General features: G+C 70.1%; 8 protein-coding genes and 1 pseudogene. 1 reads left to right on the top strand and 8 read right to left on the bottom strand.

Going from position 1 to position 15,244, the window contains the following annotated elements; all coding sequences use genetic code 11:
- Positions 1 to 1,127 precede the first annotated feature (1,127 nt).
- Positions 1,128 to 1,871, bottom strand: a pseudogene (locus ACWCPN_RS33195) (5'-methylthioadenosine/S-adenosylhomocysteine nucleosidase); the annotation flags it as partial.
- 1,097 nt (positions 1,872 to 2,968) lie between these two features.
- Between ACWCPN_RS33195 and ACWCPN_RS33190 the strand changes: the two are divergent.
- Positions 2,969 to 3,229 carry a hypothetical protein gene (locus ACWCPN_RS33190; RefSeq protein WP_365127976.1) on the top strand — a complete coding sequence of 87 codons (261 nt, stop codon included), beginning with the start codon at positions 2,969 to 2,971 and terminating at the stop codon, positions 3,227 to 3,229.
- Between the two features lie 83 nt (positions 3,230 to 3,312).
- Here the strand turns inward: ACWCPN_RS33190 and ACWCPN_RS33185 are convergent, their stop codons facing one another.
- From ACWCPN_RS33185 to ACWCPN_RS33155, 7 genes are all read right to left on the bottom strand, one after another.
- Entirely contained in the window at positions 3,313 to 5,643 is a 2,331-nt protein-coding gene (locus ACWCPN_RS33185; protein ID WP_451213959.1) for a LamG-like jellyroll fold domain-containing protein, read from the bottom strand.
- 652 nt (positions 5,644 to 6,295) lie between these two features.
- The gene (locus tag ACWCPN_RS33180) at positions 6,296 to 7,312 is read right to left on the bottom strand and encodes a zinc-binding alcohol dehydrogenase family protein (protein WP_451214068.1); all 1,017 of its coding nucleotides are present in this window, start codon (positions 7,310 to 7,312) and stop codon (positions 6,296 to 6,298) included.
- Between the two features lie 156 nt (positions 7,313 to 7,468).
- Positions 7,469 to 9,619: an alpha-galactosidase gene (locus tag ACWCPN_RS33175; protein WP_451213956.1), complete on the bottom strand. Its 2,151-nt coding sequence runs from the start codon at positions 9,617 to 9,619 to the stop codon at positions 7,469 to 7,471.
- A 52-nt stretch (positions 9,620 to 9,671) separates the two neighbouring features.
- Positions 9,672 to 11,732 (bottom strand): beta-galactosidase, encoded by a 2,061-nt coding sequence (locus tag ACWCPN_RS33170; protein WP_451213953.1) that lies wholly within the window; start codon positions 11,730 to 11,732, stop codon positions 9,672 to 9,674.
- Positions 11,729 to 12,625 carry a carbohydrate ABC transporter permease gene (locus ACWCPN_RS33165; RefSeq protein WP_451213950.1) on the bottom strand — a complete coding sequence of 299 codons (897 nt, stop codon included), beginning with the start codon at positions 12,623 to 12,625 and terminating at the stop codon, positions 11,729 to 11,731. Before ACWCPN_RS33165 ends, ACWCPN_RS33170 begins: the two co-directional genes overlap by 4 nt.
- Complete coding sequence (locus ACWCPN_RS33160; protein ID WP_365127964.1) at positions 12,622 to 13,533, bottom strand: carbohydrate ABC transporter permease; 912 nt, start codon at positions 13,531 to 13,533, stop codon at positions 12,622 to 12,624. Before ACWCPN_RS33160 ends, ACWCPN_RS33165 begins: the two co-directional genes overlap by 4 nt.
- 79 nt (positions 13,534 to 13,612) lie before the next feature.
- Positions 13,613 to 14,989 (bottom strand): ABC transporter substrate-binding protein, encoded by a 1,377-nt coding sequence (locus ACWCPN_RS33155; protein WP_451213947.1) that lies wholly within the window; start codon positions 14,987 to 14,989, stop codon positions 13,613 to 13,615.
- Positions 14,990 to 15,244: the final 255 nt, after the last annotated feature.

Below are 15,244 nucleotides of genomic sequence, written 5' to 3'. Positions count from 1 at the left end.
CCGATGCGTCGCTGCGCCTGCGAGATGGCATGCTCGGTGAGACCGCCGCCACAGTCCCTCAGTGCTGTCCGCACCCGCTCGTGCAGGCCCGCTGCGACCTGCTGCGTGTACAACAGGTCGGTGAACCACTGGTACAGAGCGCCACGGGAGCCGGGGCGTCGGGTAACGCCCACCGCGGACGGGTGGCCTTCCTCCGGAGCCGGAGCGGTCCCGTTGTTCTGCAGGGGTACCTGGCACAGGTGGCAGAGGATCGTGGCCATGAGGGGAACCCGCACCATGGCCGCATAGTTCGATTGTTCCGTCAGGGCGAGCAGGTCCTCCGCACGCGCTTCCGGTGAGGGTACGTTCCGACTCTCGAACCAGTCGACGGCGAAGCTCCGCAGCTCCGTACGGTCGAAGGGCTGGAGTTCACGGCGGTCCACCCTGTCACCCAGGCGTTCCCACTCCCAGCCCGGCAGGGGACGGCTCGTCGCGACGAACTGGTGTACAGGAGCGTCGTCTTCCGTCAAGGCGCGCAGACGATCCAGGACCACCCCCCGCTGGACGGGGTCGATGATCTCGTCCAGTGCGTCGATCAGGAGTAGCCAGTGCGCTTCGGGACGGGGGCGGGAGGCGAAGAGCACGACTGTGTTCGGATCCGGATCGGCGGCCGTGCTCGGATACAGCTCGCAGAGGCGACCCAGATCGGTTTCCACGTGGCAGGCGATCGCGAGGGGCAGCGGGTGATTGTTGGCCAGTGCACGGGCCGGCAGCAGAACGGGCACGGGAGTTGCGGCCTCCGGTGCCCGTAGCCCTTCCAGCAGCACCGCTTGCAGCAGACTGGACTTGCCGCCGCCGGGGCCGGCCAGCACCAGGCAGTTGCCGCCGCTCAGCACGGTCGACGGGTGAAGGACAGCGCCATTGGTGATCCGTTTCGTGGCCGGGTCATCCCGGTCTGCGCACGTGTCCGGAACCGGATTCGCGGGCCGGGAGGCGAAGCCGACATTGCGCTGGGGCAGGTAGACCTTGGAGAAGGTCGGCACCGGCCAGCGGGCGAGCCCCGGAGCGGGGTGCCGGTCGGCGACCAGGCCGGCTTTGCGTAGGTAGGCGAGCAGCAACTCCGCCGACTTCGTTGGAGGGGCGCTGAGTTCTCTCAGGAGGGCCACTGCGGCGTGGGCCGCCTTGTGAGCGGCGACCGACTGGCTCCCTGCGGCGTCCCGTTCGTGTTTGTGTGCGTCGGCGTTGTCGCTGATGCCCCGGATGATCAGGACGCCGAGCGTTCCGGTGAGGTGGGCCGCCTGCATGACGCCGGCGCCCTCCATCTCGATGGCGACGGCGTCGTTGTAGTGCTCGTTGAGGTGGCGTGCGATCGCGGAGGCGGAGTCGGCGAGGACGACGTCTCCGACGGCGATCGGCTTGAAGTGGGCCTTGCCGCGCAGGGCGTGCCGGGCGGCCTGTTCGAGCCGGTGGGAGGCGGGCCAGGCTTGGGGGCGTACGAGGAATCCCTGAGTGGTCTGTTTGCCGCCGTGGACGCCGTACACCTTGGTGGCGACCACGACGTCCCCGACCTTGATGTCGTCCTTGAGCCCGCCCGCGACGCCGACGAAGAGCAGGGCCTGTGGGTCCAGCCAGGTGTGGAAGCGCTCGGTGAGGGCGGCGGCGGTCAGAGTGCCCTCGCCGATCTCGGCGATCGCCACGTACCAGGGGGTCCCGGCGAGCCGGCCGCGCTCGGCTCGGGTGCCGGAGGGATGGACAAGTGTCTCGACGTCGATGAGGTGGGCCCGTACCGCCTCATACTCGAGAGGCAGTGCCGTGAGGATCACGACGGTCGGTCGCGGCTGTGCCCCGGCTTCGAACACCCCGCGACGAGTGTCCGGTTGCGCCCGAGTCATCCGCCCTCACCCCTTGGTGCGTGCCTACCGAAGGCCGGGAGTGAACCGGGGGCGAGCCGGACCCGTAACGCGCGCTTCTTGACCGTCACGGGCTTCAACCCGCCGCCGGGTAGGACTCGTTGCTCGACCAGCTTGTCCACCCCTACCGGCAATCGCCCCACGAACAGGCATATTGCCGGACAGCCCGGATCGGCACAGCCGAAAGCCCCAAAAGACCAACGGTCAAGGCGCCCCCGTCATTTCCGTCGGGAAGCCGTCCGCGCCGAGTGACGAACGGAGCGTGGTGGCCGTCGCAGAGCTTGTCGCGCCACTGCCGTCGCCCGTCGTCGGGTGCGGGTGGTCGTCACTCACTTTCGGGTGTCGGCTGGGCGGCTGAGCGGGGCTGCGGAGCGGCGTTCGCGGCGGTGGGACGGCTTGGCGAGGGGCCAAAAGGTGAATTTCGGGTGTTGATGGAGGATGAAGGCGAGAGTCACGGAAATATGGGCGATGTGTAACAACGCTCATGTACCGCGCGTGCTCGGCGTGCCGGTGGGGAGGGTGGGGTGTGCGGCCAGCCGGCCGTTCACCGCCTTCGCGTCAACCCTGCTCACGGCCTGTGGCCGCGGGAGGATGGCGCCCTGCCCTTCAGGGAGAGCCAGTGCGCATTTCCGCTTTCGCGCCCGGTACCGGCACAACGCCATGGACGTGTCCTGGCCTGCGAGGGGCAGTGCGTGGGCGCTGTGCCCCCTCGGTGACAGCGCTCGACCGGCGAACGCCCGCCACCGGGATGCGGTGTCGGTGACCGATGAGGTGAAGGGCCCGCGCCGCCTCCCAGAGTGTTGGCACCGCCTGAGTCGTGCTCTTTCGGCGACGGTCGGGCTCTTCGTCCCCAATCCACTCTGGAGCCGTCGCCGGCCGGCGGACGACTGTCGCCTCGATGGCGATCGCCGCGACGGCTGGGCGGAAATGGACTGTCCTTGGTGCCGATCACTGTCACGGGGCCAATGGACGGCGGCCGCGCAAGAAGGCCAGGACTGGTAGCGAACCAAGCGCACAGCACACTCGGCGCCGGAGGCGCGAGGCGTGCGAACGAAGCAGAGGCAGAACGGAGCGAGATCATGCAGACCACGACCGCATCAACCGAACGAGTGCGGGACGACGCCGCGGCGGAGGACTTCCTGCTGGCGCCGCCCAAGTCCGCAGACCGCATTGCCTGCCGCGTCGATCCTCGAGACCTGCGGCGCCTCAACCTGTACGCGGTGCTGACCGCCGCCGGCATCGCTCCCTGGCCGGGGGACCGGGAAGTCATCGAGGAGCTCAGCGTACTGCCCGACAGCGTGCACGAAGCCCTGCACCACTGGCTCAGCTCCGGCAGGTGAGGCGCCGGACCCCGCATGACGTGTTGGTGCCGGAGGGCCGGGCGGCACGGCGCCGCCCGGCCCTCGTGGAGGTGTTGGCTCGGCTACTTGCCCGAGGCGTACAGCTGGGAGATCTCGGCACTGCCGAGTGCCCGGTCCCAGACACGCACCTGGTCCACACCGCCCGGCCAGAAGTCGACCTTGCCGCTGTTGAAGCGGGCCCGGCCGACCGAGAGCGGGCCGTCGGACGCCGGGTCCAGGCACTGACTGAACGAGCCCTGCTTCACACCGTCGACGTAGAGCGAGTGCTCGCCCGTCTCGGCGTTCCGCACGCCCACCAGGTGGTACCACTTGCCGGTCTGCGGCGTGAACGTCGACAGGGCGCGCCCACCACTCGTGCTGAACGCGAACTTGTCGGTGTCGCCGGTCTTCTGCAGGAAGAAGGCCGACTGGACCTCCCCGTCCTGGCCGACCGCGGTGCGCCAGCCGTCGAGACGGTCCAGCTTCACCCAGGCCGACACCGTGAAACTGCCGGAGGTGTCGAGGACGGGTCCCGCCGTCTCGGCGTGGTCGTCGACCCCGTCGAACTGGAGGTCCCCACCGGATGTACCGGTGCCCCAGACGGCGCCCTGACGCAGGCTCAGGTCGTGATCACCGGCTGCGTCCTTGGCGACGGTTCCGCTGCCTTCGTCCAGGGGCCAGGCGTTCTTGCCGCTCAGGCCGGGTGTCCCGGGCGGGAACTGCGGCGGCGGGGCGGAGCCGTCGGCGCCCTTGATCACCTTCTCGTTGATGTCCCGCACCTGGTCGAAGTCCATCTTCTTCACCTGCCGGTCGTAGGTGAAGAAGCCGTTGACCTCGTGCTCGACATCGGTGATCTGGGTGTAGACGCTGCCCGAGATGCCGCACTGCCGGGCGGCGGTGAGCAGGTCGCGCTGGTTCTCGACGTAGCGCCTGGTCAGTGTCGCCGCGTCCGGTTCCATCTCGTACGCGCCGCCGTCGCCGAACCACATGTGGCCGGGGACCTCGAGTCCGAAGCCGCCGTGCTCGCCGTCGATGGCCACGCGCCGTCCCTCCGGTACGGGTGACGCGGGCCCCACGTACTGGTGGAAGTCGACGACGTCGCCCTTGCCGGAATCGCCCAGCGAGTTGCAGCAGTTGACCCCGGAGTGGGCGTTGACCAGACGGGTCGGGTCCTGCTTGGCCACGTCGTCCGCGATCCGGCCGGTGGCCTCACGGCTCCATTCGCCCCACCCCTCGTTGAACGGTATCCAGCCGATGATCGAGGTCCAGCCGGCGTGCTGGTCGACCATGGTGTGCAGTTGCCGCTCGAACTCCTGCCGGGCGTCCTCGGGCGGGGTGTTCTCGGCCCGGGACTTCGAGAAGTCGACCTTCATCGACGGCATGTCCTGCCACACCATCAGACCGAGTCTGTCCGCCCAGTAGTACCAGCGGTCGGGCTCGACCTTGATGTGCTTGCGGACGGTGTTGAAGCCGAGCCGCTTGTGCTCGGCCAGGTCGAACCTCAGGCCCGCGTCGGTCGGTGCGGTGTAGATGCCGTCCGGCCAGAAACCCTGGTCGAGCGTGGACAGCAGGAACGTCTGCTTGCCGTTGAGCGTGATGTGCATCCTGCCGTCGGAGCCCTTGGCGGTGCCGATCTCGCGCATCCCGAAGTAGGAGCCCACCTCGTCGACCGGCTTGCCGCCGCGCAGGAGCCGGACCCGCAGGTGGTACAGAAACGGCGAGTCGGGGCTCCACAACTTGGCGTGTGGGACCGGCACCGTGAGCGTCGACCCCGCCGGTCCCGTGACCCTGCCCACGGCCTCGTCGCCGTCGTACGCCGTCGCCTGCACCGTCATGCCGTCCGCGCCGGTGAGGCGCGGCGCGACGGACACAGTGCCGGTGTCCAGATCGGGCGTGGTGCGCAGTGAGTCGATGTGCCCGCTGGACACCGGCTCGATCCAGACGGTCTGCCAGATGCCGGAGTTCGAGGTGTAGAAGATGCCGCGGTCGGCCACGTTGCGCTGCTTGCCGACCGGCTGCCAGGTCTTGTCGGTCTCGTCGGTGACGCCGACCACGACCTCCTGCGGGCCGGTGCCCTTCAGTGCGTCGGTGACGTCCGCGGAGAACGCGTCGTAGCCGCCTCGGTGAGTAGCGACCTGGTGGCCGTTGACCCAGACCGTGGCGTCGTAGTCCACGGCCTGGAAGTTCATGAGGAGTCGCCGGCCGGGCACGGCTGTCCAGTCGCGCGGGACCGTGAAGGTACGGCGATACCACATCCGGTCCTCGTGGCGCTTGATGCCGGACAGCGCTGACTCCACCGGGTACGGCACGAGGATGCGCTCGTCCAGGTCCTTGCCGACGGGGGGCGCGTCACCGGCCTGGGCGCCGGCGAACTGCCACACACCGTTGAGGTTCTGCCAGCGCTTACGCGTCAACTGTGGCCGTGGATACTCCGGGTGGGCGTTGTCCGGGCCGACCTCGTCCGTCCACGGAGTCGTGAGCGGTGGCGTCCTGGGGGTCCAGCCTTGGGCGGCCGCGCCGGAGCCACGGTCAGGACTGGCCGCGGCGGGACCCACGAACAGCGCGCCGACAAGTCCAATGGCCGCCGCCGTCGACGCCAGCACGCGGCAGCGCCGGCGACCGGGACCCAGGGTGTGCCATGGCTTACGTCGTCTCACAGATCCTCCTGTCACTGCGTCTCAGCGAGTACGGCGGAGCGGGCGGCTGTCGCTGCCGCCTGCCCGGCCGGTGGTGCCTGAGCGTCGAGTCCCTGCCGGGGCCAGCGGTGACTTACAACGTTGGAAACGTGTAACCGGAAGCATGACAGCACGCCCTCGGGAGTGTGTCCAGACCTCGTGCGTCACTCGGAGCACGCGATCGAGCTCCGCCAATCACCATGCCGTTGTGGCGGGTTGTGCATCGGAAGCGCAGCGCCCTCGTCGGTCACGCGTGGGGGCGGAGATCGGCTCTCCGTCGGAGCGGCGTCGCCCACGGCCGCGCATTCGTCGGCTGGTGACGAAAGATCGTCGCCCCGTCGGACAGCACCAGCCACCCCTGTCGCAGCGGGGGAGACGCTCTCAGGGACGGCTACGACGGGCCCGAGATGTCGTTGACCAGCACCGCTGCCCCGTCGAACCGCCCCGCCTTCAAGTCCCGCAACGCGTCCGGCGCCTGGGACAGGGGATACGGGTGGGTGGTGGCACGGACCCCGTGGCGCGCAGCCATCGCCAGGAACTCGCGTCCGTCGTCACGGGTGTTGGACGTGACGCTGCGCAACTCCTTCTCGTAGAACAGCTCTCGTTGGTAGTCCAGTGGCGGGGTGTCGGTGAGATGGATGCCCGCCACCGCCAGTACTCCGCCGCGGTCCAGGGCGCGCAGCGCGACGGGGACCAGTTCGCCGGCCGGTGCGAAGAGGATCGCGCTGTCGAGCGGTTCCGGCGGCATGTCGTAGGCGCCTCCGGCGGACGCCGCGCCCAGTTCGAGCGCGAGCCGCTGTGACGCCTCGCCACGTGTGAGAACGTGCACCGTCGCGCCCTGCGCCAGCGCCACCTGGGCGCACAGATGGGCGCTGCCTCCGAACCCGTACAGGCCGAGTCGCCCGCCCGAGGGCAGCGATGCCCGCCGCAGTGCGCGATAGCCGATGATGCCCGCGCACAACAGTGGAGACTGTGCGACATCCTCGACGCCACCGGGCAGCGGATAGGCGAACGCCGCCGGCACGGTCGTGTACTCGGCGTAGCCGCCGTCGGCGTCCCAGCCGGTGTACTGCGAGTCCGGGCAGAGGTTCTCGTTCCCGCGCCGGCAGTACACGCACGTACCGTCCGTGCGCCGCAGCCAGGCGACGCCGACCCGGTCCCCGGCCGCGTACCCGGTGACCGCCTCGCCCATGGCCGCCACCAGACCGACGACCTCGTGACCTGGCGTCACATGGTGCCGGTGCAGCGGCAGATCGCCCTCGACGACGTGGAGATCGGTCCGGCACACGCCACAGGTGCGCACACGCACAAGGAGTTCGTCGGGGCCCGGAACCGGCACGGGCTTCTCGACGAAGCGCAGCGGCGCCGCCTCCACGGGGCCCGGCTCCGCCACCTCCCACGCCCCCATCGTCTCCGACATGTGTCCCGCCATGTGTCACCCCCGTCTCGCCACACGTCGTCGCCTACCGGACCTGGTACCTCTCAGTCTCGTGCGCAGCCGGGAGCAGCGCCACACAGGCGTGCCGTGGCAGGCCGCGCGACACGGTGGACGGATCAGGGCCGTCTACGTCGTCCGGTGCAGTACCACCAGGGTGCTCGCGCAGTCACCGTCCGGAAGGGCCGGGACCGGCAGGCCGTAGCCGATCAGTGTGGCCCCGGACCACTCGACCCCGGTGTCCTCGTCCCGGTACCGGGCCTCGGGGTGCAGGCCGCGCAGCCGCAGCGGAGGGTGGGACGGCCCGAAGGAGGCGCTGCACCGCCAGACGAACACCGCGGCACGGCCGGCCTCGGAGTCGGTGTACTGGACGGCCGTCAGCGCCCCCTCGCCCGGAGCCAGCAGCCGGTCCTGGCGGCCGTGCTGCACCAGCGGACGGACGTCCTTGTACCGCTGGACCAGCCGGGCCGCCTCCTCGAGCTCCGCGGCCGTCCACCGGGTCAGGTCGCCCCCGATGCCGAGGACTCCCGCCATGGCTGAGTGGAAGCGGAAGGCGAGCGGGACCGAGCGCCCCGTCAGCGGGTTGGGGCTGTCGGTCACCCAGGCGGACATGACTCCCGCCGGGTACACCTGGCTGAAGCCGTGCTGGATGGTCAGCCGGTCCACCGCGTCGGTGTTGTCCGAGGTCCAGACCTGGTCGGTGCGGCGGAGCATGCCCAGGTCCGTCCGGCCGCCGCCGCCGGCGCACGCCTCGACGCGCAGCGCGGGGAAGGCGGCTCTCAGCCGGTCGAGCAGCCGGTACACCCCGCGGGCATGCTCGATGTACACCTGCCGGGCGGGCCGGCCGCCGTGGCCGCCCGCCTCCGTGAACGAGCGGTTGAAGTCCCACTTGAGGAAGTCCACGCCGTTGTCGGCGACCAGAGCGTGCAGCCACCCGTAGGCCCAGTCGGTCACCTCCGGCCGGGAGAAGTCCAGCACCAGCTGGTTGCGCAGCTCGGTGGCGTCACGGTCGGGGAGGTGCAGCACCCAGTCGGGGTGGGCGCGGAACAGGTCGCTGTCGGTGTTGACCATCTCCGGCTCCACCCACACGCCGAACGACATGCCCAGCCGGTGCACCTCGTCGGCCAGGGGTCGCAGTCCGCGGGGGAACCGCCGCCGGTGCGGGGTCCAGTCGCCGAGTCCCGCGCGGTCGTCGTCCCTGGCGCCGAACCAGCCGTCGTCGACCACGAACATTTCCGCGCCCAGTGACGCGGCGCGGCGGGCCAGCGCGAGCTGGTTGTCCTCGTCCACCTCGAAGGAGGTGGCCTCCCACGAGTTGTAGAGCACCGGCCGGAGTTCGTCCGGGTGCGGCAGGACGTGCCGCCGTACGTAGGTGTGCAGGGCACGGCTGACGCCGCCGAAGCCGCCCGCGGCGTACACCGCCACGCTGACGGGGGAGACGTACCGCTGACCGGGTGCGAGGGGGATCTCGACACCCTCGTGTCCCTCCGAGGCTACGACACCGGCACGGCGGGCCGCGGTGCGCTGGACCGTCAGTCGCCAACTGCCGCTGGTGGCGAGTGCCGTGGCCCACACCTCGCCGTGTTCCTCGTCGGCGTGCCCGGCGTCGAGCACGACCCACGGGCTGGCGTGGTGGCCGGTGTGGCCGCGCCGAGTGGTCAGCGTGGTCTCCCCGACCGCCAGCGTCGTCCGCTCCAGACGGTTCTCGGCTGACCATCCGCCGTGGACGCATGACAGCCGCCAGCCGGGCCGCTGAGGCAGCGGCCAGTGGGCGGAGGAATACCGCGTCAGGTGCAGCGGCTCCGCGTCCGGTTCGGCGGTGTGGGTGAGTTCCGTCCAGCGTTCGATCACGTCCCCGCCGGGCGGCACCCGGTAGTGCAGCTCCCAGGCCAGGGGCCGGGATCGGTCGCGCAGTGCGACCACCAGGTGGTTGCCGTCGGCGATCCGGACGTCCTCGACGCGGGGTTCGAGGGGGCTGCTGCCGTCGGCGAACCGGACCTCCAGGGCCGGGACGCCGAACCGGGCGCCCCCTTCTACGGGGTACTCCTCGACTCCGTCGTGGCGTCCCTCGAAACTGTTGTCGTGGCCGGCCCACACCGGCAGCGCCGCCGCGTCGGCCGGGGGGACGGGAGCCCCCCAGTGGACGTGACGCACAGTGCCCTCCGCGCGGTCCACCCGCAGGACGTAGCAGGAGGCGTCGGTGCGCAGCACCACCGTGCCGCTGGGTTCGTCGAACTCCACGCTTGCGGGCGGTGCTGGTGAGGACACGGGGGCGGGCATGAGGACACTCCTCGGTGACGGACGGGGGACGCGGCGGGTGTCGGCGCGCTGTTCAGGAACGCGGCTGGGCGGGACCCTCGCGGACGACGGCCACGCCTCCCGCGGGGATCTCCGTGAAGGAGCCGTCACCGGCGGCGTCGAGGAGACCGGTCCCCTCGACCAGGACCTTGACGGGATCCTCGCCGTGGTTGACGAGGAAGAGGTAGGAGCCGTCCGGGCCGGACCGGCGGACCGCCTCGACCCCGTCGGGTACGTCGGCGACGGGCCGCAGTCCGGCCTCCTCGCCGATTCGCCGGACGAGCTCCCGCAGCGTCGCCCCTGACGCCCGGGTGGCCACGTACCAGCTCGTCCCCGCGCCGTAGGTGTGCCGGGTGAGCGCGGGACCACCTGCGGCCGGACCGCCGTCGGAGCCGTTCGCGAAGCGCAGCACCGGTGCGCAGCCGCGCGGCTCGACGCGTTCGGCCCACTGCCCGGCCGTCGAGCCGTCGCTGAGGGAGACGGTGTCACCGGGGCGCAGCGGCAGGTATTCGTCGATCCGCAGTCCGAGTACCTCTCGCAGTGCGCCCGGGTAGCCGCCGAGGTGGACTCGGTCATGGGCGTCGACGACTCCGCTGAAGCAGCCGACCGCGAGGTGCCCTCCGTCGCGCACGTACCCGGTGAGGGCGTCGGCGTGCTCGTCGGCCAGCAGATAGAGGTTGGGCGCGACGACGGCCTTGTAGGACGTGAGGTCGGCACCGGGCGCGACCACGTCGCAGGTGATGTTCAGCCGCCACAGGGCCTCGTACCAGTCACGGACCGTGTCGAGGTAGCGCATGGGTCCGCAGGGGCGGGCGTCCATTTCCAGCGCCCACCAGTTGTGCCAGTCGAAGAGCAGCGCGACGTCCGCCTCGACCCGGGTCCCCGTCACCTCGCCGAGGGCGGCCAGGTCCGCGCCGAGGCCGCGCACCTCTCTCCAGATCCGGGTGTCCGTGCCGCCGTGCGGGAGCATCGCGGAGTGCCACTTCTCGGCGCCCGCCCGGGACTGCCGCCACTGGAAGAACATGACGCCGTCGGCGCCGCGGGCGAGGTGCGTGAGGCTGTTGCGGCGCATCTCCCCCGGCTGCTTGGCCACGTTGACGGGCTGCCAGTTGACGGCGGAGGTGGAGTGCTCCATGAGCAGCCACGGGCGTCCGCCGGCCATGCCCCGCGCGAGGTCCGCGTTCAGCGCCAGGTCGATGTGGCCGTCCGGGTCGGCCGCGGGCAGATAGTGGTCCAGGGAGACGAGGTCGCAGTCCGCGGCGAAGGAGTGGGCGTCCACCTTCTTCTCCAGCGTACCCAGGTGATTGGTGGTCAGCGGGATGCCGGGCGCGAGGCGCCGCAGCAGGGCGGCCTCGGCACGGTGGCGTGCCAGGAGCGCGTCGGAGGAGAAGCGGCGGTAGTCCAGGTCCTGCCCGGGATTGCGGAAGGCGGTCGTGTCCCGCGGCGGGTCGATCTCCTCCCAGTCGCCGTAGCGTTGGCCCCAGAAGTCGGTGCCCCACACCTCGTTGAGGGTGTCCAGGGTGGTGTAGCGCTCCCGCAGCCACCGCCGGAACGCGGCGGCGCTGGTGTCGCAGTAGCACAGGGCGTTGTGGTTGCCGAACTCGTTGTGCACGTGCCACAGGACGACGGCGGGGTGGCTCGCGTACCGCTCGGCCAGCGCGGTGACGAGGGCGTCGGCGGCCTCGGCGTAGGCAGGGTGGCTCGGGCAGAAGACCTGGCGGCTGCCGTGGGCGAGCCGGGTGCCGGAGGCGGTGACCGGCCGGGCGTCCGGGTGCAGGTGCGTGAACCACGGGGGCGGGGCCGCGGTCGCGGTGGCGAGGTCCACGGCGATGCCGTTGGCGTGGAGCAGGTCGAGCACCTCGTCCAGCAGACCGAAGTCGTAGGTGCCGGGGCGCGGCTGGATGCGCGACCAGGAGAAGACGCCGACGGTGACGAGGTTGACGCCCGCTTCCCGCATGAGGCGGACGTCCTCCTGCCATACGTGCCTCGGCCATTGTTCGGGGTTGTAGTCCCCGCCGTAGGCGATGGAGCCCAGCTTGCGGGTGAGCGCGGTCAGGGGGTGGACGGTCGGCGGGTGGTCCGGGGTGCGGGTCACGACTTCACCGCCCCTGCGGCGAGGCCGGCCCGCCAGTAGCGCTGCAGGAGCAGGAAGGTGAGCACGATGGGTACGACCGAGATCAGGGCACCCACGATGGTCAGGGTCTGGAGCTGGGGCAGCCGGCTGGTCTGCGACTGCCACGTGAACAGGCCGAGGGTCACGGGGTAGAGATCGTCGTCCTGGAGCATGACCAGGGGCAGCAGGAAGTTGTTCCAGATGACGACGAACTGGAACAGGAAGACGGTCACCAGTGCCGGGGACATCAGGCGCAGGGCGATGGTGCGGAAGATGCGCAGTTCGCCGGCGCCGTCCATGCGGGCCGCCTCGATCACCTCGTCCGGCACCGAGGCCGTGGCGAAGATCCGGGCGAGGTAGACACCGAAGGGGCTGACGATGCTGGGGAGGAACACCGACCAGAAGGTGTTGGTGGCGTTCACCTGGGCGAACAGCAGGAACAGCGGCAGGGCGAGGGCGCTCGCGGGCACCAGGACCCCGCCGAGAACGACGGAGAACACCGCCTCGCGCCCCCGGAACTCGTACTTGGCCAGGGCGTACCCGGCAGCCGCGGCCAGCGTGGTGGCGACCGCCGAGCCAGCTCCGGCGTAGAGCAGGCTGTTGAGCAGCCAGCGGGCGAAGACGCCGTCCTGCTGCGCGAACAGCGCGGCGAGGTTGTCACCGAGGTGCCAGTGCGCGGGCAGCAGTCCGGGGGTGGAGACGAGGTCGCCCTGGCTCTTGGTGGAGGAGACGAGCAGCCAGTAGACCGGCAGCAGCATGTAGCAGGCGGCCAGGACCATGAAGGCCACCGCGGCCACTACGGAGAGCCGCCCGGGAGCGCCCCGGCCCCGCTTGGTGGTGGCGTGGGCTCCTTCGACGCGGGTGAGGATGCTCATCCCTGCCTCCTGGAGGTCAGGCGCAGAAACGCGAACGACAGCAGAAAGGTCACGACGGCGAGCAGGACCGACAGGGCGGCCGCCTCGCTGTAGTTGTCGCCCGACGCCAGCGAGTAGGCCGCCAGGTTGGGCGTGTAGGTACTGGTGACGCTGGTGGAGATGGTCCGGAAGACCTGGGGCTCGGTGAACAGCTGGAAGGTGCCGATGATGGAGAACACCCCGGTGAGCACGAGTGCCGGGCGGATCATCGGGATCTTGATCCGGGTGACGATCGTCCAGCCGCCCGCTCCGTCGACGCGGGCCGCCTCGCCGATGTCGGCCGGGAGGGCCTGCAGGGCCGAGTAGAGGATGAGCATGTTGTAGCCGGTGTAGGTCCAGGTCACCACGTTGCCGATGGAGAACAGGATGAGGTGGGAGCCGAGCAGGTCGACCTGCGCGCCGGCCGACCTCAGCATCTCCACGATCGGCGAGAGCCGGGGGTCGTAGAGGAAGGCCCACATCACTGCCGCGACGACGCCGGGAATGCCGTACGGGACGAAGTACACCAGGCGGAAGAAGCGCCTGAGCCGGGCCACGGTGGAGTCCAGCAGCAGGGCCAGGACCAGCGCGAGCAGCAGCATGACCGGTATCTGCACCAGTGCGAACACACCGACGCGCACGACGCTGTCGCCGAAGAAGGGCTCGTGCACGACGTCGGCGTACTGCTCGAAGCCGGCGAACACCGAGTGGGTGTGCCCGAAGGTGCCGCCCGTGCGCTCGGTCTTGTGCAGGCTCTGCCAGAAGGCGTATCCGACCGGCACCAGGGTGAACAGGACGAACGGGATGAGGAAGGGCAGGAGGAAGGCGTAGGGGGCGAGGGCCTGGCGCGCGGGTCTGCGGCGCGCCCGGGGAGGGGCGGTGGTGGTCACGAGAGGGCCTTCGGCAGGGAGGGGACCGCCCCCGCCGCGGTGGGGGCGGCGGGGACGCTCCGGGGTGGGGACGACCGGGTCAGCCGGTCACGTCGAGGGACTGCTTGCGCAGCGACTCCACGCTCTGGGACTGGGTCTGCTTCAGTACGTCGGCCAGCGTGCCCTTGCCGCCGACGGCGCCCGCGGTGCCGTCGCTGATGAAGCGATAGGTGTCGGTCATCGTCGGCCCCCAGGTGAAGCCGTTGTCCACGTTGGCCGATGCCTTGGCGAAGACGTCGAAGATCCGCTGCTTGCCGTAGAAGTCGACCGGCTGCTTCAGCGCCGGGAGGTCAAGGCCCCCCTTCGCGGCCGGATAGAGCCCACCCTCACGGTTGAGGATCTCCAGTGCCTTGGGGTCACTGTTGAGCCACAGCGCGAATTGGGCGGCCTCCGCGGGGTGCTTGCTGCCGGAGAGCACGGCCGTGGTCGAGCCGCCCCAGTTGCCGGCCTGCTGGTCGCCCGGGTGCCACTGCGGCATGGGGGCCACCGCCCACTTGCCCGCCGTGGACTTGGCGTTGTCGCGGATGGTGCTGTAGCCCCAGGCCGCGCTGATCCAGGTGACGACCTCGCCGTCGTTCCAGGACTTGTACAGCGCGGGCGAGAAGCCCTGCAGGTCGGTGGCGACGAGCTTGTCGTCGATCAGCTTCTGCCAGTAGTCGGCCACCTGCCGGCTCTCGGGCCGGTCGACCGTGACCTTCCAGGAGTCGCCGCTGCGCTGGAACATGTTGGCCTTGTTCTGCCACAGCAGGCCGGTGAACCAGTTCGGGTCGGTCTGCGAGTAGTGCGTGATGTACTTGCCGGCCTTCTTGATCTTGACCGCGTCGGCCGCGTACTCGTCCCACGTCTTGGGGGCCTTCAGGCCGAGCTTGTCGAAGATGTCCTTGCGGTAGAACAGCGCCATCGGGCCGGTGTCCTGGGGGACCGCCCAGATGCCGTCCTTGCCGTTGGCTCCGAAGCCGACCTGCGACCACGTCCAGTCGACGAACTTGCTCTGGGCGGCGTCCACTCCGGGACACTTGGCGATGTCGCGCAGCCCGTCCTTGAGACGGAAGCTCGCCAGTGAGTCGTACTCGATCTGGCCGAGATCGGGGGCGTTGCCGGCCTTCAGGGCGTTGGACATGTTCTGGTAGGTGCCCGCGTTGCCGGCCGGGGTGGTCTTCAGCTTGACCTGCACGTCGGGGTGCTCGCTGTTCCACAGGTCCACGGCCTTCTGCATGCCGGGGACCCACGACCAGTACTGCAGTGTCACCTTGCCGGAGGACGGCTTGCAGGACGAGCCTGCCGCGGCGTCGTCCTCTCCGCCGCCACCGCTGCCGCAGCCGGTCGTCATGGCGAGTGCCATGACCGCCGCACCGATCATGCAGCGCCTGACCAGCGACCGTCTGATCAGGGATGAAGTGTGCTCGCGTGTCGCCATGAGGTTGCTCCTTGCACCGGTTGTCCCGCTCCGACAAGCAATGGCGGCAACCTTCACAACGGGAATCCACAGAAGTCAACAGGTCGAGCGAAAATTTCTTGCAACGAGTCCACTTCGTGACGCACTCGACGGGATCGAGAACGAGCCCTCAAACACGCCATGACCTGCGATTCACCGTGTCGATGAGCATGCGTCGCACATCACTCTCGTCAGGCGCAATCGATTACGCTACGGTGGGCGCCGGGCCACGGCGGT

The sequence above is a fragment of the Streptomyces sp. NPDC002386 genome, assembly GCF_053593175.1.
The sequence above is the reverse complement of the archived record's forward strand: the minus strand, read 5'-3'. Positions and strand labels throughout refer to the sequence as shown.

Bases quoted from the DNA above. Each gene is read 5' to 3' on its own strand.
- ACWCPN_RS33190 (WP_365127976.1), top strand. From the start codon at position 2,969: ATGCAGACCACGACCGCATCAACCGAACGAGTGCGGGACGACGCCGCG.
- ACWCPN_RS33180 (WP_451214068.1), bottom strand. From the start codon at position 7,312: ATGGGGGCGTGGGAGGTGGCGGAGCCGGGCCCCGTGGAGGCGGCGCCG.
- ACWCPN_RS33175 (WP_451213956.1), bottom strand. From the start codon at position 9,619: ATGCCCGCCCCCGTGTCCTCACCAGCACCGCCCGCAAGCGTGGAGTTC.
- ACWCPN_RS33165 (WP_451213950.1), bottom strand. From the start codon at position 12,625: ATGAGCATCCTCACCCGCGTCGAAGGAGCCCACGCCACCACCAAGCGG.
- ACWCPN_RS33155 (WP_451213947.1), bottom strand. From the start codon at position 14,989: ATGGCGACACGCGAGCACACTTCATCCCTGATCAGACGGTCGCTGGTC.